Consider the following 18,801-nt stretch of genomic DNA (forward strand, 5'->3'; position numbering starts at 1 on the left):
TAAGTCGCCGTGCAATAGGATGTGCTCGCATACGGGTGTATTGGCGGTAACTCACCAACAGGATCCCGGACTATCCACCTTGTCTCAGAAGGAATACCCATGTCGAGTTACTCCACTCAGAATCGTGCCCCATATCCGAGCGAACAGCCCTTCGCGGCCGCCAGCACCCGCCGGTCTCCGGGCATGAGCTATGCGGGGTCGGACTACGAGGGAAAGCGCGCTGCCCAACTGTCTCTTGCCTATGGCGTACTCGGGATGTTCCTGTTCTGGTTTGTCTTCGGGCCGCTCGCGATCAGCTCGGCGAACAAGGCTGAGCGGATGGGTGAACCGGCAGCCGGCGGGCGTCTGCTGGGGTGGGTCGCGATTATTCTCGGCGCGCTGAGCATTCTGCTCATCATCGGCTGGGTGCTGTTCTTCGCTGCCGCTTTCACGAGTGGATTCTCCACCGGTACCAGCGTCTGATTTTGAGGGCAGCGGTCACCGTTACCCGACTAACGCGTAGTCACTGACTCCCAACTGCGGCCGTCTGCGCCGGTGCAAGCAGGTCAGCTGTGTTCACGACGGCGGCAAACTCGCCGTGCAGGTTCACGGCAGTCATGCGGTAAATCGCGTCCGCTGAAACATCATCGCCATCCGGACCGACGCGGTTGAAGGTATGCGTGGCATCAAGCGCGAATAAAACCATGTAGCCCAGATTGCCTCCGACGCGGGCTGTGGTTTCGCAGCAGTGATTCGTGGTGATTCCGCAGATAACCAGTTCGGAGATGGCGTTCTCCTGCAGCCAGGCGTGGAGATCAGGGGTGCCGTGGAAGCTGGAGTTGACGCTTTTGTGTACCAGCAGGTCCGGTGTGCCGGTGATGAAGTCCTTGAACGCGTGTCCCGGATGGTCGGGGTGCAGGGGAGACTCCGGATCTGTGGAGTCGTGCCGGACAAAGACGACGGGACGGCCGGTCTCGCGCCAGTGAGTCAGGAGGGCGGCGATGTTCTCCTCGCAGGAGGAGTTGTTGCGTGTGCCCCAGTAGGCGGCGTCGTCGAAGGCTTGCTGGACGTCAACGATGACGAGCGCGGCACGGTCACTGAGGGAGGGGGCGGAGTGGGTAGCGGACACGGTGCAACGATAGCAACCGTGCCAGGCATCGGAGCGGCTTGTGCCGAGGCTTTGACGCGGCCCCGGCCAGCGCCCTAGGCTGGCATGAATCGATTCAATGTGAGCGCCGGCTCAGGTTCTGTAACTCCTGTCCAATGCGCTCCTGCCGGTCACAACACGAAGCCATGCCGGGACGGAAGTTGCGGCTCCTTGCCAATGGCGACGAAGGAATATCAGCAATGAGTAGAACGCCCACCGAGGACGTCAGCCCGATCCGCGATTCCAGCGTCGGTCAGAGGAATCCCAAGAAGGCCGCGATGAGCGGTTGGATCGGGAGCGCGCTCGAGTACTACGACTTTGCGTTGTACGGGCTCGCCGCAACCTTGGTCTTCCCCGCTATCTTCTTCCCGTCCGAGAATCCGACGGTGGGAATTATCGCCTCCCTTGCCACCTACGCCGTGGGATATGTAGCCCGTCCGGTCGGCGCTGTGGTCCTCGGTGCGTACGGTGACCGGCACGGCCGCAAGCAGGTGCTGGTCGCTGCGATGCTGCTGATGGGCTTCGCGACTTTCGCCGTCGGTCTGTTGCCCACGTTCGGTCAGGTAGGTCTCCTCGCGCCCGCCCTGCTGGTGGTCCTCCGCCTGATCCAGGGGTTCGCGGTTGCAGGTGAGCTCGGCGGAGCCAGCGCCATGATCGTCGAGCACTCACCCGATGCCCGGCGTGGATTCTTCGCAAGCTTCAGCCTCCAGGGCACGCAGGTCGGGTCAATCCTGGCTACCGGCGTCCTGCTCTCACTCGCTGCCATCCTTCCGGATGCCGAGTTCGAGGCCTGGGGCTGGCGCATCCCGTTCCTGCTCAGCGCCCTGGTGATCCTCGCCGGTTACTACATCCGCCGTCGTGTGGAGGAGCCTCCGGCATACCAGGCCCAGTCTGCAAGCGGAGAGACAAAGCGCCGGTTCCCGCTGGTCGAACTGCTGCGCACGTACCCCTGGGTAGTGGTTCGCTGCATCATCATGACCTTCACCAATGTCATCGGTATGGCAACGCTAATTTTCGGCGTCGCTTATGCAACGCAGGATGGGTACGGCATTGGCTACTCAAGCGATGATTTCCTCTGGGTGACCCTCGTAGCCAACGTGGTCGCTGTGTTGACCATCCCGGCATTCGGCGCGCTGTCGGACAAGATCGGCCGGCGGACTCTCATGGTGGTTGGCGGGCTTGGCGGAGGCCTGCTGGCAGGAGGGTACTTGTGGGCCATCGATCAGAGGAGTTTGCTGCTGGTCTTTGTGTGCGTCGTGATCGTGCAGGGGCTCTTCTTTCAGATGTGGAACGCCACCTTCGCCACGTTCTTCCAGGAGCAGTTCCCCATGCGGATCCGCGTCACCGGTTTTGCGGTGTCGCAGAACGTTGGGCTGATGATCGCGTCATTCTTCCCGAGCGTCTTCACGGCCATTGCTCCGCCGGGTTCATCGAACGTGCCGATGGTTATCGGGCTGACTACGTTCGGTATCTGCGTGCTTGCCGCAGTGGCAACACTGCTGTCCCCTGACACCAGGAGCAAGTCGCTCGAAGACCTCGAAGGCTCCTAGACCAGCAAGGGCAAGATCTGCCCTTGCTGAACCACGGATGTTCACGGAACGTACGACGACGTCGCTGAAGTTATTGCCGCCTCTCACCAGGCCGGCGCTGGCGTCACTTGTGCCGGCAGCCGGCCCGCCACGCGCGGAGTGCGGACGCCGATGATGAGTAGGTACAACACCATCCAGATTTCTGCGATGGCCGGCACAATGCCTAGGTAGCTATGAATCTGCGTTGCGAGTGCGGGAAACAGGAACGCGAGGGCAACATCGACCAGGTAACTGGCTGTGGCCAGGATGAGGATGATGCCAAGCGCCCTTGGGAATAGCTTCGATTTGATCACCAGGTAACCCAAGGGTGCCAGCCACAGCCCGAAGAAGACCTGTGCGGCGAGGATGCCGTAGTGCTGGATGTCCAGCAGCAGAAGCACCAGTGCATTGGACCCCAGCAGCCCGAAGACATCCGTATAGGAGCCGTTTGTTGTTACCTGGAGCGCCACATAAGTGAAGACTGCACTGACCGAAATGATGCCGGCGGCGACGATCACAGCCAACACCATGAGACGGCCCGCATGTTTGCCTGCGTGCTTGAGCAACAGGTAAAGCGTCACCGCCGTCAGGAGAAAGAAGACGGCGTCCACGAGGTGGGAAACGACGCCGATCCGCACGAGTGTGGGGTTCTCCGTCACGTTGCCGGCGGTTGCCGCCGCGTCACCGGCGACATAGAGGAAGGGGTCCATAAACCCCGCAGCGAAGCCGCCCGTGATTCCTACCAGGAGGTAGAACACTCCTGCAATCCTCGCAAGGCGCTTCGGTGACGCCGGCGTAAGCCTCGACGATGCCGGTGCCGGTGCCTCGGGGAGAACCCCGTGTGAATTACTCATAACCGTTCCTTTGGTGAATCCGTGAACAGTTTCACGGAATGTGTACAGCGTACACGCAGTAGTGTACTAAGTACACGAGAAGTAAGTGGGAATTTTCGATGGCCGACCGAAAAGGGGACGAGATGTCAGAAGCGAGCACTAACGCCGGGACACGCCGTCGACCCCTCACCAGGGAGCGCGTCGTTCAGGCTGCCATTGCGCATGCGGACGTTGCGGGACTGGAGGGACTGACAATGCGCCATGTCGCCAAGACACTGAACGTCGCTCCCATGGCCCTCTATCGCCATATCTCGCACCGGGATGACCTTATCGATGCGATGATCGACATCGTCTTCGGTGAGATTCCGGTTCCTCCTGTGCAGGGGGAGTGGAAAACAGCAATGCGGGAACGGGCGCTCTCGCTCCGGGACGCACTTGCGCGCCACCGGTGGGCGATCGGACTGATGGAGTCACGAAGGCGGCCTGGAGCTGCCAACCTGCGTCATCATGACGCGGTCATCGGCAACCTCCGTGGGGCAGGGTTCGATATGGCGATGGTGGCACACGCCTACTCGCTCCTCGACGGATACATTTACGGCTTCGCACTCACGAAGATGAGTATGCCCATCGATACCCCAGCCGAAATCGAAGCGATGGCGCAGGACATGTTTGAGCCGTTTCCTGCCAATGAGTACCCAAACCTGGCGGCGTTCGTGACGGACCACGTTCTGCAGCCGGGCTATGACTTCGCGGAGGAATTCGAGTACGGCCTCGACGTGATCCTGGACGGACTGGAACGAGCCCTCAGTTAGAGCCGAATGCCCTTCGACGGTACCTTTGCGACCTTCAATCCGGACATCAGCTGCCAGTGACGGACCAGTCGCGAGCGTCATGTGCTCGTCGTCGGCGGTAATAATCCCCAAAGCTATCCCGTGAGGGCAAAGGGAGACGAGAATAAACGGCAGCGGGATGTGATCTGGACGGAGATCTCCCGCGAGGCGGGGCCCGTTTCCCCCGATGTGGCCCCGCCGCCTCACTGCCTCCCTTCCCAAGGAATCAGCAAGCCCCGCGGGTGATGATTGTGCTGGGAGCGGCCGTCATGACCTGACGGACGTTCTCACCGGGCAGGGTCCGCTTGCTCAGCCTTCGGCAGCGGACCGGCCCGGTCACCTGTGCTCCTGGTCGAAGGCGCCGCGTATCTGCTGCAAACCCTATGCAGCCAGCAGGCTTACCAACCCGTTGAATCCAGAATGAAGCGCGCGGCTTCCTCCGGCTGGTCCCAGTGGGGGAAATGCCCGCAGTTCTCGAAGACGTGCAAGGTGGCGTCCGGGTAGAGCGACATGGCGACTGCCGCTTCGCTGAGCGGAGTCACCTTGTCCTGCCGGCCCCAGCCGAACGCGAGGCGTCCCTTGAGCGTTCCCTGCGGTGCGCCCTCCTGCCGGGGACCGTGAGCGAGGGACCTGCGTGCTGCATCAAGGCTCGGGGAGGTTGCGAATCCGCGGAGTTCCGTGAGCACCAGGTCCGGATCGAGTTTCCACGGAGCGGCTGAGAACTGCGCGAGCAGTGCGGTACGGCCCGCAGCCTGCTTGACCAGTGACGGCAGGATGGACTGGATTCGGCGCACCAGCGCGATGGACGCCGTGATGGTGCTGTTGAAGATGCGCACCTGGGTGTCGTTCCAGAATCCACCGGGATCGAGCGCCACGACGTTGCCCGTGTGCCCGCGGCGAGCCATCTCGACCACCATGCGCGCACCCATCGAACTGCCGACAATGTCAGCATCCTCAAGGCCCTCCTCGCGAAGGAACCGTTCGACGGCGGCGGTCAGGGTGTCAATGGTCACCTCACCTGTGAGGGGCTCGCTCTTGCCGAATCCGGGCAGATCGACGGCGATGACCTCACGCTTTTCCTGCAGCATGGGAAGGACCGGATCCCAGTTACGGATGCTGGATCCGAGTCCGTGGACGAGGACAAGCGGTGTGCCGGAGCCGGTTCGTTCGGTGTTCAACATGTGGATCGTGTTCCTTCCGTCGCAAGGCTGTTCGTCGTACCAGGGCCTGTGGATGCCTCGCGTCAGGAGATGAAAGCTCTACCGCCAGAACACCGCAATGATGATGTTGAGCAGCGTCAGGCCGCCAATTACTCCCAGAATGGCGGACGGCACTGCGTCCTTCTTGCGGTTGATGAAAGCCAGTACGACGACGGCGACCATCACCAGGAGCTTCACTCCAATTTTGATGTTGTCGACTTCCGCCAGATCTCCGGCTTCGAGAACGCCGACCAGTCCCAGCCCGGAGACCAGCTGAAGCCAACTGCCGTGCATGATGCCCGGTGTCACCACGGCCCCGCCGGTACGCATGCTCCGAATCTGCGCGATGACGCCACCCAGGATGGCAGCAAGACCGACAAAGTGCAGAACGAGGAGCAGGTTGCGCAGGAATTCCATGGCACCAGCTTAGGTCGTGGTCTCCTCAACCGTGGGGTACGGCGAGGCCACTACGGCGGCGCGCTGCCGGTCAGCAAAGCGCACCGGTATCCTTGAGGTGATGCCATTCGACGCTCCAAAAACACCAGCAAAACCGCCTGCGCAAGAGGCACCCACAGCGCCTGCATCTCCCGACTGGCAGCGTAGCCTCGACTCGCTCCTGAACCCGAAGCCTGCTGCGCCGGTTAATACGTACTCAGCCAGCGGCTACTCCGCCCGTTCACCCGTGCCTGCGGTTCCCCTGGCGCTCTCCTTCGAATTGCGTGAAGACGCACCGCGTTCCTCGCCCAGCCGGTTCAAGCGGCAGGACCCGGGCGTGCATCTCTACATCCGACCCGTGCAGCGCAGCGCCGGCGGCACCTGGATCACCGGCCAACTGCGCTGGCAGAGTTTCTTCGCCGGGTATAACAGGGCAGGCTTCGAGGACGCGCACTGGGACTGGATGTCCACCTTCGCAGCAGTTCGCACGCGGAGTGCAGGTTCGGGTCAGGGCCCCGGTGAGACAATCCGGGTGGACGATTTCCGGAGCCCGCTGCTGTGGGACCTGTTGGTGCGCGGCCGCGAGGCGGGAGTGCAGTTCATCACCGCTGGAAGCGGGAAGGTCACGCTCCACACCACCGCGGACGTAAGCCTCAATGTGCAGGCCAACGGCGGTGGACTGATCCTCGCGCCCCACGTGGAGGTTGATGGCGATGCCCTGGATCCGACGTCGATCGGTCTGGTCGGTTCGCCGGTCCACGGCATCTTCTGGTGGGACTCGGAGGACGCACAGGCACCGCTGTCCGACCGGAATATCGGACTTGCGCCCACGTCCACTCCGATTCCGGGGACCCTCCGTTCCCTGGTGACTGCGCAAATTCCGCTGCAGATTCCCGAAACCGGCCGGGAGGCTTTCCTCCAGGACTACTATCCGCAGCTGCACCAGCAGATGAACCTCATCTCGAGGGACGGCTCGGTTGAGTTGCCGGAGATCCCGCCGCCTTCCCTGCTGCTGGAAATCAGCTACGCGCCCACCGCAACCGGCTCGCGCCGTCGTGCCTCCGATTCCCCCGCGCAGACTGAGGCAGTGCGGTTGAGCTGGTCCTGGGAGTACACCCAGGGAGGAACGACGACGGCGCACCCGCTTCCCGACGACGGCACGGGCCACCGGGACCAGCCGGCGGAAGCCGGCACCCTGGCCGCCGTTGCCGGCGTGCTCGACGGTTTCCGCGCAGCCTGGTATGACGCCTTTCCGCGGCCGGCGGACGGCTTTCCGGGCCGGCCGGAACCGAGGGAACTGCACGGCGTGGCCGCCGCACGGTTCGTCGCCGAACTGGTGCCGCAACTCGAAGCTCTCGAACAGGTGCGCGTTGTGCAGAGCGAGGACGTCCCCGACTACACGGAGCTGACAGAGCAGCCAACGGTTTCCGTGAGTACCAGCGAGACGGACGACCGCGACTGGTTTGGCCTCGGCGTCAGCGTCTCGTTGGGCGGCACGGAGGTTCCGTTCGGCGAGTTGTTCCGTGCGCTCGCCCTCGACGAGGACCACCTGCTGCTGCCTGGTGGCGGCTACTTCTCGCTGGACCAGCCGGAATTCTCCCAGCTCCGCCGACTGATAGAAGAAGCCCGGGCGCTGCAGGACAAGGACACCGCTGAGTTGCGGATCAGCCGCTTCCAGGCAGGCCTGTGGGAGGATCTGGCGGACCTCGCAGCCACTGCCGAACAGGCCGAGTCCTGGCGGAACTCGGTGTCCGCGCTGCTCGAGCTGTCCGAGGTGCCCGCCAGAGACGTGCCCGCGGGAATTGAGGCGACACTGCGGCCCTACCAGCAGGAGGGCTTCAGCTGGTTGGCCTTCCTCTGGGAGCACGGACTCGGCGGCATCCTTGCCGATGACATGGGGCTCGGAAAGACGCTCCAGGCGTTGGCGCTGATCGCGCACACGCGGGAGACGCACACGAGGGAAGCGGGGCAGGAAACGCGGCCATTCCTCGTCGTCGCTCCCACGTCCGTGGTGCCCAACTGGGCAGCCGAGGCACACCGGTTCGCGCCGAACCTGCGCTCGGAAGCCGTGTTGGACACGCTGCGCCGCAGCGGTGCCGATCCTGCCGCGCTGGCGGCAAGCAACGACGTCGTAATTGTGTCCTACACGCTGTTCCGGCTGGATTACGAGGCGTACGCCGCGCAGGAGTGGGCAGGGCTGATCCTGGACGAGGCGCAGTTCGTGAAGAATCCGGTGACCCGGGCCAGCGAGAATGCGCGGGACTTCCCGGCGCCGTTCAAGCTGGCGATTACCGGCACACCGATGGAAAACAACCTGATGGAGCTGTGGTCGCTCTTTGCGATCACCGCCCCGGGCCTGTTTCCCAGCTCCAGAAAGTTCGCGGAGTACTATCAGCGGCCCATCGAGAGGGAGTCCGACGGCGAGAGGCTGGCCCAGCTGCGGCGCAGGATTCGTCCGCTCATCACGCGCCGCACCAAGGAGCTGGTGGCGAGGGACCTTCCACCCAAGCAGGAGCAGGTGCTCGAACTTGAGCTTTCTCCCCGGCACCGCACCATCTACCAACGGCACCTGCAGCGTGAGCGCCAGAAGGTGCTTGGCCTGCTCGCGGACATGAACAAGAACCGGTTCGAAATCTTCCGGTCGCTGACGATGCTGCGCCGGTTGAGCCTGGACGCGTCGCTGGTGGATGAGAAGTATGCATCGGTTCCATCGAGCAAGCTGGATGCGCTGTTCGAGCAGCTTGAGGACCTTGTTGCGGAGGGCCACCGGGCGCTAGTGTTCAGCCAGTTCACCGGGTTCCTGGCCAAAGCGGTTGAGCGGCTGGAGGCGGCAGGGATGGAGTATGCCTACCTGGACGGGAAGACCCGCCGACGTGCGGAGGTGATCGAGAAGTTCAAGTCCGGGGAAGCGCCCGTCTTTCTGATCAGCCTCAAGGCCGGCGGGTTCGGTCTGAACCTCGCCGAAGCGGATTACGTCTTCCTGCTGGACCCGTGGTGGAACCCGGCCAGCGAAAACCAGGCGGTGGACAGGGCGCACCGGATCGGGCAGCAGCGCAACGTGATGGTGTACCGGCTGGTGGCAAAGGACACCATCGAGGAAAAGGTGATGGCGTTGAAGGAGAAGAAGGCGAAGCTCTTCACTGCAGTAATGGACGACGACGCCATGTTCTCTTCCGCTCTCACCGCCGGCGATGTGCGGGGCCTGTTTGAGTGAGACGGCTGGCGGTACTGCTTTTTTAGAGTGGCACGCAACGTCTAAACCAGTAGGGCGACCGGCATGATCGTGCCGTTTTGTCGGTTTTGACCTCAAAACCTGGCTGTTCTCAGGACAGATAGGCACGAATCGGAACGTTCGTACCGTTTGATGCTCGATTGCCGTTGAAAAGCTCGTCAGGGGCCCACATACTGAAAGAATCGGTACGATCGTGCCGGACGAGGAGTGGATAAAAGTGGCTTTCGAGCAGACTCTTGCGGAATCCGTGCGTGCCCGGCGCGTCGCCGAGCAGCTCACGCAAGCTGATCTCGCTGACCTTGCCGGCGTTTCGGAACGATTCGTCCGATCCGTTGAACACGGGAAGCCGACGGTCAGGTTGGAGTCGCTGCTGGTGGTCCTTCGCACACTGGGACTAGATCTCGCTGTCACGGGCTGGCGCCGCGAGACGCAGGGCGCTGAAGGGCCCGAATCGCAGGGCGGTGGCATCCGATGAAATCATTCGAGGATGTCAAGGGTCAGCGGCAGGCTGACGTCTACAAACGGGGTGTCCTCGCCGCCCAATTGGAACGGTATGAAAGCGGGACACGGTTCAGCTATCTGCCGGAATACCTTGTGACGGGCGGTCCAGCAGTGGCGGCATCGCTACCGCTGTCATCCGAAGCCGTGATCCTGACCGGTGGCGCTGTGCCCCCTTTTTTTGCTGGTTTGCTGCCTGAAGGGCGCCGCCTCTCATTGCTGCGCAGGGCCGTAAAAACGTCGATGGACGATGAACTGTCTCTTCTGCTCGCAGTGGGAGGTGACACGGTGGGCGATGTGCAGATCGTCCCGAGGGGCAGTTCCGTGACGGAGGGTACATGGGGCTGCATCCCGCCGCTAAATATGATGTGCCCTATGAACAGGTGTGCCGGGGAACTCATCGCACTCTGCGATGCTCCGCTTCCGGCGCTGCGCAACCTGGCGCTGCAACTGGTCTTCGCCTGGCTGACGGGGAACGGCGACCTTCATGCGAAGAACGTTTCTCTCCTGCAGGATGCGCTCGGCGGGACCGCAATAGCGCCGGTCTATGACATTCCGTCGACCGTGGTTTACGGAGACAGATCACTTGCTTTGCCCATAGCGGGGAAGCGGACAGGTATCTCGCGCAAGCATCTTTTGAGGTGGATGGAGGATGTGGGCCTGCCGCAGCGGGTAGCCGTTCGGGTTCTCGACATTGCTTTGAATGCGACCGGGACTTTGATTGACGACCTTCGTGGGGGAGCGGTTCCTTTCTCGGACGCCGAGATCAGGAGTTGGGTGAAGGAACTGAAGAACCGCAGGCGTCTGGTCGAGGAGTAAGGCTCGCGGCGGGTCCATGCAAATTCTCACCGAACGGCAGAAACAACCTCAGCCCACCTGCTGAACCGGAAGCGTGGCGCCGAGGAATTCCCTCAGCGAGGTCCCTTTCACACCGTAAGTTTCCGCCATGCCCGTCATGTCCATCGGGGAATCATAGGTCTCCAGTGCCGTGAGGAGCTGCACAATGAATTCCGGCATCCCGGGTACCGGTTCACCCAGAGGAACTGTGCGGACCTCCACCGGACGGCCCAGGAACTGCTCGAACGTCGCGACGACGTCCCGCCAGGAGAGCGGTTCCGGACCGCCCACCCGAACGGTTTGATTCTCGGACGCGCGGGAGTGGAGCGCGGCCAGGGTGTAGGCGGCGACGTCGGACACCGCCACGAAGGAGTGCCTGCGCTCGCCGGAGCCAACCAGTGTGACCGGGGCACCCGACAGGGCCGGACCACCGACGACGCCCATCACCAGGAGGTCGATATACACATTCGGCTGGATCGACGTCCAGACCATGCCGGATTCGGCAAGGTGCATTTCCGTCTCTCCCTTCGCCTGAAGCAGCGGCATGGTGCTGGCGGGGTCCGCGCCAAGCGATGAGATGAAGATGAACCGCCCGACCCGCTCGGCAGCGGCAGCATCCACCAGATTGCGGTTTCCGGTCAGATCCACTGACTCGATGGTGTCGGCCCCGCCCCGCGCCGTTGAGTTCGCCGTAGTGATGACCGCGTCGACACCCTTGCAGGCTTCGCGGAGTGAGGCCGGATCCTTGAGGTCACCGAGGGCAACCTCCGTGGTCGGCCCGAAATTGCCCACAGCATCCGGCCGGACAAGGACACGGACAGGTTCGCCCTGCTGAATGAGTTGCTGCGTAATGAGCCCGCCGAGCTTGCCGGTGGCTCCGGCTACGAGAATCATGATGCTTCCTTTGGGCTAGCGGTCCAGTTGGTGAGTGAGAGCGGCGGTGACGCCCCGGGCGTCGTCGTCGACCGGTTCCAGAAAGAATCGGGCGCCGGTGATCCTTTCAGTACCGACCGTGAAGATAACGACGCCGCGCAGCAGCTTGGCAGAGCCGTCGCGGCCGGTGCCGCGATGTTCCCATTCGGTCCAGACCACCTGACCGTCGATGGCCGCGCTGACAACGCTTGTCTGGATATCGGGGAGGGATTCGAAGATGGTGCGCCAGTTCTGCCGAACCTGATCCACTCCGCTGAAGCTGCGTGCCGGGTGGGCCGGTGTGATGTTGACGTAGTCGTCCGCGAAACAGGCGGTGAGGGCATCGAGGTCGTGGTCGTTGACGGCGCTGACGAGCCTGTCGATGACCCTTAGCGGGCTTCGCTGCGGGCCATCTGCATGAGGGTGTTCCTGGTTGCCGTTCATCGGCTAACCTTTCATTACAGTGCTTTGTACCCAATACCAAGTATGGAGCTGGCAATGCCTCCGGTCAATGGCCGTCGCCCCTATGATTCGAGCCGCCGAAAGGCACTCGCAGAACAGACGCGGTCGATGTTTCTTGATGTCGCGGAGCAGCGGTTTCTGCGGGACGGCTTCGCTGCGACAACCGTGGCCAGCATCGCGGCAGCGGCGGGTATCTCCGCGGAAACTATCTACAAGTCGTTCGAGAACAAGTCAGGGTTGGTCCGCGCCATCTACGAGCGCGGCTTGACCGGCACGGGTGACACTCCCGCCTACCGACGCTCGGATGACATCCGAGAACGCATCGATGATCCCCGGGAGCTGATGCACCAGTGGGGCACCCTCACGGCTGAAGTGGCGTCGACAGTTACCCCGATCCTCCTGCTCATCCGCTCCGCAGCCGCGACAGACTCGTCGATGGCCGGACTGTTGGAGGCTAGTAACGCGCACCGCCTGGAACGGATGAGGCATAACGCTGAATTCCTGGCCGAACGCGGTTTCCTGAAGGAAGGGACCACCCTCTCGGACGCCATCGATGTTCTGTGGACGGTCAGCTCCCCGGAACTGTATGAACTGCTGGTGCTTCAGCGCGGATGGACGCCGGCACAGTTCGCAACCTTTGTCGCGGACACCATGAGTGCGGCGCTGCTTCCGCCGCGGACCTAGGGTGAGCCCCAGTCTTTGAGCGCACTGGAGGTGTTCACCTGCTGTAGTGGTACCGGCACTGGGCGATACGGACTTCCTGCTCCACCACCTTGTACACGAGCCTGTGCTCGTCGTTGATCCGTCGAGACCAATACCCCTGAAACCCGTGCTTCAGGGGCTCGGGCTTTCCAATTCCTTCATTCCCGTTCCGCTGCACGTCCCGAATGAGTATGGTGATTCGTTTGAGGATCTTGCGGTCTTCAGTGTGCCACCAGAGGTAGTCCTCCCACGCTGACTCGTCCCAGACCAGCGTCATTCGTCGAGCTCGTGGGTCACACCCTTGCTGCTTTCAAGGTTCTCGATGGCACCAAGAAGTCGCCGGGCGTTCTCCGGGCTGCGGAGAAGATACGCGGTTTCCTTCAGCGACTGGTAGTCGTCCAGCGAAACAATGACGACGGGGTCCTTGCCGGCACGGGTGATCACCACTTCTTCACGGTCATCGAGCACTGCGTCAAGAGTGGCAGCGTAGTTCGCGCGGGATTCAGAATAGGTCATGGTTTTCATTATTACCTCCTTGCGTACAGTTTATTGTACGCAAGGAGCGTGCTCCCGTGAACACCTCGATGCCGTTCAGTGAGCTTCTCCCACGGCGGAGGAAGCAGTCAGGCCGGGAGGTCCGCCGCCTTCGCGTGGGTGGACGCGTCCCGGTAGTCCGTGTACATGTACGGGTTGTCCAGGATCTTGGTCTCCGGAACGTCCGGGTTCATGCCCTTCTGCCAGGCCTCTTCACCGAGGGTCGAGCGCAGGTGCTCCACGGTCGACTCGACCTTCGCGCGGATTCCCGGCAGGTCCGCACCGATCAGGCGGTGGTTGTGCTTGACCACCCGTCCGTTGACCAGCACGGTGTGCACGTCACCGCGTCCGGCCTGCAGCGCCACATGCCCGTAGGGGTTGAGCAGCGGGAAGGACGTGGGGGAGTGATCGTTCTTGACAAGGACGACGTCGGCCTTCTTCCCCACCTCAAGGCTCCCGACCGCGTGGTCCAGGGAGAGCGCCGCAGCGCCTCCGCGCGTAGCCCAGTCCACCACGTGCTCAGCACGCAGCGCGGAGTGGGTGATGGTGTCGCCGGCTTCGTGCGCCCGCATGTGCTCGTAGGATCGGTCTGCGCCGAGGGTAGTGCGCATTGCGACGAACAGGTCGCTGCTGAACCACACACTGGTGTCGATGGACAGGGACATCGGAATGTCATGCTGGCGCAGAACCCACGACGGCGGATAGCCCTGACCGCAGCTCTGCTCGCTCTCGGTGGACAGGGACACAGACCCGCCGGTGGCAGCAATGCGCTGGTAGGAATCGCGGCTCAGCGTCGCGGCGTGGACGTAGACCGTGCCGGGCGTCATGAAGCCGTGTTCGTGCATCAGCCGGACGCCGTCGTCGTTGGTTGCTCCCCACACGCCCGCGTGGGTGGTGACGGGCAGATCCAGTTCGCGGGCCACCTCAAACGCGCCCTTTTCCGGGAAGGATGGATCGCCGGTGACATCGAACGCCAGCTGGAACTTCAGCATGTCCGAGCGCGGGTTGCGACGCTCCACAAAGCTCTTGAAATCCGGGTTCGAGGTCCACTCGGCCGGCCCCGCGAAGATGTTGCCCGGCGCAAAGACGAAGCGGCCGCCGGTTCCCTCGAGGGCTTCGAGCGCGGCCTCGGCATGGTCAAGCGTGCTCAGCCCGTGGGACCAGTCGACGCTCGTGGTGACCCCGGCGTCCAGCGCATCCCACGCCGAGAGCAGGTTGCCGGCGGCGATGTCCTCGGGCCGGAATGCCGTGCCGTGCTCCAGGTAGTACCAGACGAAGTACTGGGTGAGCGTCCAGTCGGCGCCGTAGCCGCGCATCGCGGTCTGCCACATGTGCCGATGGGTGTCGATCATGCCCGGCATCACGATCCCGCCGGACGCATCGATCTCCTCCGTACCCTCCGGCACCTCCAGGGACTGGCCGATAGCCTCGATGTTCTCACCGACAATGAGCACGTCGGCATCCTGCAGGACCCGCTTGGCGCCGTCCATGGTCAGCACGGTTCCGTTGCGGAAGACGATCGGACGGCCCGGCTGGGGTGCTCGCGTTTCAGTGGTCATCGTTGACTCCTTTGAGTAGGGGTAGGTGTAAGGAAAGGTGGGGAGAGACTGGGGTTGGTGCCGCCGTCGTCATGTTGGTTGCCCTGCCGGACGGCGGTTCAGGACAACTTTGAGGAACACTGCCGCGGAAAGGCCGGCCAGTACGACGACGGCGAGCCCGACGGCGGTGCCTCCCAGGAACGGTGCCGCCTGGGGATAGGCGGTGGTCAGCAATGCATCCAGTGACCAGGCGCCGGCGCCGGTGAAGGCAAGGACGATGCCCAGGACTGCGAGGACGTAGGGGTATTCGCCTCCCTTTTTGGCGTTCCAGAAGGAACCGGCGCTGAGTTGGGAGGTGGCACCGGCAACCGCCATGGTTCCGGCTGCTGCCGCCGCTCCCAGGGGGGTGAAGAGACCGAGCAGCAGCGAGACGGCGGCCAGGGCTTCAGTGATGCTGGCCAGAAGGACCATGGGCTTTCCGGGGCGCAGGCCCAGTTGCTCGAAGGCACCAGCCATGGTCGTGAGGCCGAGCCCCTGGAACCAGCCGAGCGACTTCTGGGCGGCATGAACCAGCAGAACCAGGCCCAGGAGGAGCCGGAGGAGGAGGATTCCTTCATGCATGGTGGCCGCCGTCGTCGTCGGGATTATGTTGGTGGTTGTTAGAGGGCGATGGAGGGGTACGGTTTGCCGGTCCAGCCCTGGAGGCGTTTGGCCCAGGCGAGCTGGTAGGACAGCGGTCCCCGTTCCTTCGCCCAGTCCTCGTCGAACAGTCCGATGAACAGGGTGAGGTAGAGGAAGAAATGGGCGCCGTACTCGAAGAGCCACTCGTAGTCGTAGGTTTCCAGGGCGCGGCGTTCGTCGTCGGTGAAGGACAGCCAGGTTGTCTTCTCCGCAGAGTTGAGCCACTGGCCGATCTCCGCTTCCCAGTCGGTGATGGTGGCGGCGGGGTCGGCCTTGTAGCGGGCCACCCACGCCGGGTCGCGGTCCACGGTGTAGAGGAACTTGTTGACGTAGTACTTGCTCACGCCGGGACACCTTCCTTTGATTCCTTGCTGGCTTCTGCGCCGGCTTCCGCGGTGGCGTAGACGGGGCCGAGGCTGGCGTGGGAGGACCGGGCTGCGCGCTCGGCGGCGGCGGCCAGCTTCCCGGTTTTGTTCGGGTACCACGTCATGTACATTTCGCGGGTGTGGAAGAGGTCGAGCTGGTCGACGTAGTCCGCCTGCTGCGGTCCGGCGATGCCCATCATGAGAATCAGGTCCATGAACCCATGGGTAGCGTTGCCCACGGCGGCCATCGAGTCATGGGTGACGCTGGAGAGGATGGCGTCGATGTTGCCGGTGGAAAGCCATTCGATGGCCTGGGCATCGAACACGGGGTCCGGGCCGTGGTCACCGAACATCCGCGGTCCGCCGAGCTCCAGGGACAGATGGCCCGTGCCGATGGCGGCGACCTTCTTGTCCGAGGGCCACGCGTCGATGATTGTGCGGATGGCCCTGCCCAAATCCCAGAACCGCTTCGGCGAGGGCATGGGCGGAGCGAAGATGTTCGTGTAGATCGGGACGATGGGCAGGTCGGCCTGCGGGCGGACGGTGATGATCGGGCAGACGATCGAGTGGTCGATCTTCAGTTCATGGCTGAAGGAGAAGTCGAATCCGGCGTCCAGCAGGCCCTGGTGCAGGTAATTGGAGAGTTCCAGGTCGCCGTCGAGCAGGTAGGTGGGGAGGCCGAATTCGCGTTCCTCGTTGTAGAAGGTCGCGTCGTACTTCTCCTGCTTGCCGATCAGGAAGGTGGGGTAGTTGTCGAGGAAGAACTGGTGGAAGTGGTCGGCGCCGACCATCACCAGGACGTCCGGCTCGGCGGCGGCCAGGGTCTCCCGGTAGGCCTCGACCTTGCGCTGCCACTCGTCGGCCTGGGGGAGCCGGTTCTCGGAAGTGTCGGTGGTGGCCTTGAGGTAGAACGGGTGGTGGGTGCTGGCCAGTACGGCCGTCAGATCAGCCATGGGATGTCCTCTCTCCTGCTCAGGCGCTCTGGTCGGGGTCGACATAGACCGCGTTGCGGTCCACGGTCATATAGACGTCATTGGCGATGGGGTTGCGCTTTTCCTCGGCAATCTGGCCCAGCAGCCCCGCGGCACGGGCCAGCAGGGCGAACCCGCGCAGCAGATCGGTGGGCAGGCCCGCATCGGCGAGTGCTGCTCCACAGACTCCGGCACCGTTCAGGGGAAGACGGCGGCCGAGGGCGGTCTCGCTCATCCGGCCAATGGCCTCGAACAGGCGCAGGTGCGGGCCACGCACTCCTTCCTCCTCGGCAATGCCGATGAGTACGGGGGTGCGGGGGTCGCCGTCCTTGTGGTTCGGGTGCCCGAGCCCAGGAACAAACTTGCCCGCCGCGCGCTGTGCGCGGATGGCGTCCAGGGCCATCGCGTCCCAGCCGTCGTCGTCGTCGGGCAGGTCACCGTCATGGGCAGCGAGGGTGGCGGCGAGGAACTGTCCGCAGTCCTCGGTGACGCCGAGGAATCGTGATCCGCCGCCGAGGAGGCCGGCGGCCATTGCGCCCTGGATCGAGTCCGGGGCGCTGAGGTAGGTGAGGCGGGCGGCGATGGCCGTGGGGGTGAAACCGTGGTCGGCCAGGGCAACGAGGACGGATTCGAAGACACGCAGTTGGCCGGGGGTGGGGCGGCGCATGGCAACCAGCCAGTAGGCGAGTTCGCCGAAGCTGATCTTGCCCATAAGGTCCTGTGCCAGGTCCTGGCCGAGGAGGTTGATCTGGGTGGGAGTGGAGGTGCCCAGCGACGTGGGGAACTGCGGCGTCGTTCCGGTCTTTTCGGGGGTGACGGTCATCGGGTTTCCTCCTGTGAGGCTGAGGCCCCTGCGGTGGTGGGATGTGCTGTCCGGGCTGCACCGGTCTGGGCGCCGAGCCAGGCGCGGATCTGATCGCTGTGTTCGCCAAGTTCAGGCGGGGCCAGGTCGTAGCGGGCGGGAGTGGCGGAGAAGGTGATCGGGTGGCGCACCACGGGGACGGCGCGGTCGCCGGTGCCGGCGGTGGCCACCGGTTCCAGCCCGAGTTCCTTGGCGTATTCGACGCCCTGACCGATGGTGTTGATGGGACCGTTCGGTACGCCGACCGCGTTGAGTTTGGTGAACCAGTGCTTGGCGGTGTTGGTCTTCAGCCGGTCGACGAGCAGTGGGCGCAGTTCCTCCCGGTTGGCCGTGCGGTCGCCGTTCTCGGCGAACCGTGGGTCATCGGCAACGTCGGGGATCTCGAGAACCTCGCACAGTTTGCGGAACTGGGCGTTGTTGCCGGCGGTGACGATGAGGTCGTCGTCGGCGGTGGGGAGCGGTTCGTAGGGGAACAGGCTCGGGTGGGCGTTGCCCATGCGGTGGGGGACCACGCCGCCGGCCACGTACGCGGTGGTCTGGTTAACGAGCCCGCTCATCGCCGAGGCCATCAGGCTGGTCTCCACATGCTGGCCGACGCCGGTGGCATCGCGGTGGCGCAGGGCGGCAAGGATGCCGATGGTTGCGTGGAGGCCAGCCATGACATCGAACACGCTGATGCCGGCGCGGTACGGGCTGCCGTTGGCGTCACCGGTGAGGCTCATGAGGCCGGACATGGCCTGGACAATCAGGTCATAGCCGGGGAGCGAAGCCCCTTCAGCTGAGCCGAACCCGCTGATGGAGCAGTAGATTACTGCGGGGTTCTCCTCGCGCACCGAGGTGTAGTCCAGCCCGAACCGCTTCAGCCCGCCGGGCTTGAAGTTTTCAATGACGACGTCGGCACGGCGGGCGAGTGCCTGCGCGGTGGCGCGGTCGTCGTCGTTCTTGAAATCGAGAACGATGGACTTCTTGTTGCGGTTGATGGCGGTGTAGTAGGTGGAGACGCCGTCGGCACGGACCGGGGGGACCCAGCTGCGGGTGTCGTCTCCGCCGGGGCCTTCGACCTTGATGACTTCCGCGCCGAGGTCCGCCATCAGCATGGTCGCGTAGGGGCCGGCGAGCACGCGGGAGAAGTCGGCGATCACCACGCCCTCGAGTGGTCGGGCGGTCGAGGAAATCTCTGGGTCTGACACGGAAGACCTTTCCGGTGGAGGAGGTT

The 18,801-nt window shown here is 63.6% G+C and carries 21 protein-coding genes; 7 read left to right on the forward strand and 14 right to left on the reverse strand.

Annotated features, from left to right (window positions below):
* The first annotated feature begins 99 nt into the window (after window positions 1–99).
* The gene (locus AC1MBU_RS05725; RefSeq protein ID WP_056550403.1) at window positions 100–462 is read left to right on the forward strand and encodes an Asp23/Gls24 family envelope stress response protein; all 363 of its coding nucleotides are present in this window, start codon (window positions 100–102) and stop codon (window positions 460–462) included.
* 40 nt (window positions 463–502) lie between these two features.
* Here the strand turns inward: AC1MBU_RS05725 and AC1MBU_RS05730 are convergent, their stop codons facing one another.
* The gene (locus tag AC1MBU_RS05730) at window positions 503–1,108 is read right to left on the reverse strand and encodes a cysteine hydrolase family protein (protein ID WP_346028623.1); all 606 of its coding nucleotides are present in this window, start codon (window positions 1,106–1,108) and stop codon (window positions 503–505) included.
* Between the two features lie 218 nt (window positions 1,109–1,326).
* Here AC1MBU_RS05730 and AC1MBU_RS05735 point away from each other — a divergent pair, with 218 nt between their 5' ends.
* The gene (locus AC1MBU_RS05735) at window positions 1,327–2,676 is read left to right on the forward strand and encodes an MFS transporter (protein WP_479789237.1); all 1,350 of its coding nucleotides are present in this window, start codon (window positions 1,327–1,329) and stop codon (window positions 2,674–2,676) included.
* 83 nt (window positions 2,677–2,759) lie between these two features.
* On the opposite strand, the gene AC1MBU_RS05740 is transcribed toward AC1MBU_RS05735, so the two are convergent.
* The gene (locus AC1MBU_RS05740) at window positions 2,760–3,548 is read right to left on the reverse strand and encodes a DUF4386 domain-containing protein (protein WP_346028621.1); all 789 of its coding nucleotides are present in this window, start codon (window positions 3,546–3,548) and stop codon (window positions 2,760–2,762) included.
* Between the two features lie 122 nt (window positions 3,549–3,670).
* On the opposite strand from AC1MBU_RS05740, the gene AC1MBU_RS05745 reads away from it, so the two are divergent.
* Window positions 3,671–4,339 carry a TetR/AcrR family transcriptional regulator gene (locus tag AC1MBU_RS05745; protein WP_479789239.1) on the forward strand — a complete coding sequence of 223 codons (669 nt, stop codon included), beginning with the start codon at window positions 3,671–3,673 and terminating at the stop codon, window positions 4,337–4,339.
* A gap of 416 nt (window positions 4,340–4,755) precedes the next feature.
* Here AC1MBU_RS05745 and AC1MBU_RS05750 read toward each other — a convergent pair whose 3' ends face one another.
* Together AC1MBU_RS05750 and AC1MBU_RS05755 are read right to left on the reverse strand one after the other, a co-directional pair.
* Window positions 4,756–5,538: an alpha/beta fold hydrolase gene (locus AC1MBU_RS05750; RefSeq protein WP_479789241.1), complete on the reverse strand. Its 783-nt coding sequence runs from the start codon at window positions 5,536–5,538 to the stop codon at window positions 4,756–4,758.
* Window positions 5,539–5,616: 78 nt separating this feature from the next.
* Window positions 5,617–5,973 (reverse strand): hypothetical protein, encoded by a 357-nt coding sequence (locus tag AC1MBU_RS05755; protein WP_056550394.1) that lies wholly within the window; start codon window positions 5,971–5,973, stop codon window positions 5,617–5,619.
* 16 nt (window positions 5,974–5,989) lie between these two features.
* Here AC1MBU_RS05755 and AC1MBU_RS05760 point away from each other — a divergent pair, with 16 nt between their 5' ends.
* The 3 genes from AC1MBU_RS05760 to AC1MBU_RS05770 all read left to right on the forward strand — a co-directional run bounded on the left by AC1MBU_RS05760 (window position 5,990) and on the right by AC1MBU_RS05770 (window position 10,540).
* A complete protein-coding gene (locus tag AC1MBU_RS05760) occupies window positions 5,990–9,205 on the forward strand; it encodes a DEAD/DEAH box helicase (protein ID WP_479789244.1) in 3,216 nt (1,071 codons plus the stop codon).
* A 235-nt stretch (window positions 9,206–9,440) separates the two neighbouring features.
* On the forward strand, window positions 9,441–9,698 hold the full coding sequence (locus AC1MBU_RS05765; protein ID WP_277356983.1) for a helix-turn-helix transcriptional regulator: 258 nt from the start codon (window positions 9,441–9,443) through the stop codon (window positions 9,696–9,698).
* Window positions 9,695–10,540, forward strand: a complete 846-nt coding sequence (locus AC1MBU_RS05770; protein ID WP_479789246.1) for a type II toxin-antitoxin system HipA family toxin — start codon at window positions 9,695–9,697, stop codon at window positions 10,538–10,540. Before AC1MBU_RS05765 ends, AC1MBU_RS05770 begins: the two co-directional genes overlap by 4 nt.
* A 48-nt stretch (window positions 10,541–10,588) precedes the next feature.
* On the opposite strand, the gene AC1MBU_RS05775 is transcribed toward AC1MBU_RS05770, so the two are convergent.
* Both AC1MBU_RS05775 and AC1MBU_RS05780 read right to left on the reverse strand, forming a co-directional pair.
* On the reverse strand, window positions 10,589–11,452 hold the full coding sequence (locus AC1MBU_RS05775) for an SDR family oxidoreductase (RefSeq protein WP_479789248.1): 864 nt from the start codon (window positions 11,450–11,452) through the stop codon (window positions 10,589–10,591).
* Between the two features lie 15 nt (window positions 11,453–11,467).
* Window positions 11,468–11,914, reverse strand: coding sequence for a nuclear transport factor 2 family protein (locus tag AC1MBU_RS05780; protein WP_479789250.1), 447 nt, complete (start codon window positions 11,912–11,914; stop codon window positions 11,468–11,470).
* Between the two features lie 54 nt (window positions 11,915–11,968).
* On the opposite strand from AC1MBU_RS05780, the gene AC1MBU_RS05785 reads away from it, so the two are divergent.
* A complete protein-coding gene (locus tag AC1MBU_RS05785) occupies window positions 11,969–12,616 on the forward strand; it encodes a TetR/AcrR family transcriptional regulator (RefSeq protein WP_479789252.1) in 648 nt (215 codons plus the stop codon).
* Window positions 12,617–12,650: 34 nt separating this feature from the next.
* Here AC1MBU_RS05785 and AC1MBU_RS05790 read toward each other — a convergent pair whose 3' ends face one another.
* From AC1MBU_RS05790 to AC1MBU_RS05825, 8 genes are all read right to left on the reverse strand, one after another.
* Window positions 12,651–12,911 (reverse strand): Txe/YoeB family addiction module toxin, encoded by a 261-nt coding sequence (locus AC1MBU_RS05790; RefSeq protein WP_479789254.1) that lies wholly within the window; start codon window positions 12,909–12,911, stop codon window positions 12,651–12,653.
* Window positions 12,908–13,150, reverse strand: coding sequence for a type II toxin-antitoxin system Phd/YefM family antitoxin (locus AC1MBU_RS05795; protein ID WP_479789256.1), 243 nt, complete (start codon window positions 13,148–13,150; stop codon window positions 12,908–12,910). The genes AC1MBU_RS05790 and AC1MBU_RS05795 overlap by 4 nt, the downstream gene beginning before the upstream one ends.
* 107 nt (window positions 13,151–13,257) lie before the next feature.
* Window positions 13,258–14,727: an amidohydrolase family protein gene (locus AC1MBU_RS05800; protein ID WP_479789258.1), complete on the reverse strand. Its 1,470-nt coding sequence runs from the start codon at window positions 14,725–14,727 to the stop codon at window positions 13,258–13,260.
* Window positions 14,728–14,796: 69 nt separating this feature from the next.
* Complete coding sequence (locus AC1MBU_RS05805; RefSeq protein ID WP_277356976.1) at window positions 14,797–15,327, reverse strand: DoxX family protein; 531 nt, start codon at window positions 15,325–15,327, stop codon at window positions 14,797–14,799.
* 38 nt (window positions 15,328–15,365) lie between these two features.
* Window positions 15,366–15,731, reverse strand: coding sequence for a hypothetical protein (locus tag AC1MBU_RS05810; protein ID WP_471672981.1), 366 nt, complete (start codon window positions 15,729–15,731; stop codon window positions 15,366–15,368).
* Window positions 15,728–16,705: a DODA-type extradiol aromatic ring-opening family dioxygenase gene (locus AC1MBU_RS05815; RefSeq protein WP_479789261.1), complete on the reverse strand. Its 978-nt coding sequence runs from the start codon at window positions 16,703–16,705 to the stop codon at window positions 15,728–15,730. The genes AC1MBU_RS05810 and AC1MBU_RS05815 overlap by 4 nt, the downstream gene beginning before the upstream one ends.
* Window positions 16,706–16,724: 19 nt before the next feature.
* Window positions 16,725–17,546: a citryl-CoA lyase gene (locus AC1MBU_RS05820; RefSeq protein ID WP_479789263.1), complete on the reverse strand. Its 822-nt coding sequence runs from the start codon at window positions 17,544–17,546 to the stop codon at window positions 16,725–16,727.
* A complete protein-coding gene (locus AC1MBU_RS05825) occupies window positions 17,543–18,775 on the reverse strand; it encodes a CaiB/BaiF CoA transferase family protein (RefSeq protein ID WP_471672984.1) in 1,233 nt (410 codons plus the stop codon). Before AC1MBU_RS05825 ends, AC1MBU_RS05820 begins: the two co-directional genes overlap by 4 nt.
* Window positions 18,776–18,801: the final 26 nt, after the last annotated feature.

The organism is Arthrobacter sp. PTI12 (genome assembly GCF_056679915.1).